General features: G+C 49.1%; 1 rRNA gene. It reads left to right on the top strand.

Annotated features, from left to right (window positions below):
- Positions 1–481: ribosomal RNA gene (locus tag SB786_RS35635) — 23S ribosomal RNA — on the top strand; the annotation flags it as partial.

Genomic DNA, 481 nt, shown 5'->3' with positions numbered 1-481 from the left:
CTTGTACTGAATACATAGGTGCAAGAGGCGAACCAGGGGAACTGAAACATCTAAGTACCCTGAGGAAAAGAAATCAACCGAGATTCCCTTAGTAGTGGCGAGCGAACGGGGACCAGCCCTTAAGGTGGTTTGAGATTAGTGGAACGCTCTGGAAAGTGCGGCCATAGTGGGTGATAGCCCCGTACACGAAAATCTCTTATCAATGAAATCGAGTAGGACGGAGCACGAGAAACTTTGTCTGAATATGGGGGGACCATCCTCCAAGGCTAAATACTACTGACTGACCGATAGTGAACTAGTACCGTGAGGGAAAGGCGAAAAGAACCCCGGAGAGGGGAGTGAAATAGATCCTGAAACCGTATGCGTACAAGCAGTGGGAGCCTACTTGTTAGGTGACTGCGTACCTTTTGTATAATGGGTCAGCGACTTATATTCAGTGGCGAGCTTAACCGAATAGGGGAGGCGTAGCGAAAGCGAGTCT

The organism is Burkholderia sp. SIMBA_062 (assembly GCF_046534765.1).
GTDB lineage: Bacteria > Pseudomonadota > Gammaproteobacteria > Burkholderiales > Burkholderiaceae > Burkholderia > Burkholderia ambifaria.
This window is presented reverse-complemented; position numbering and strand designations above follow the sequence as displayed.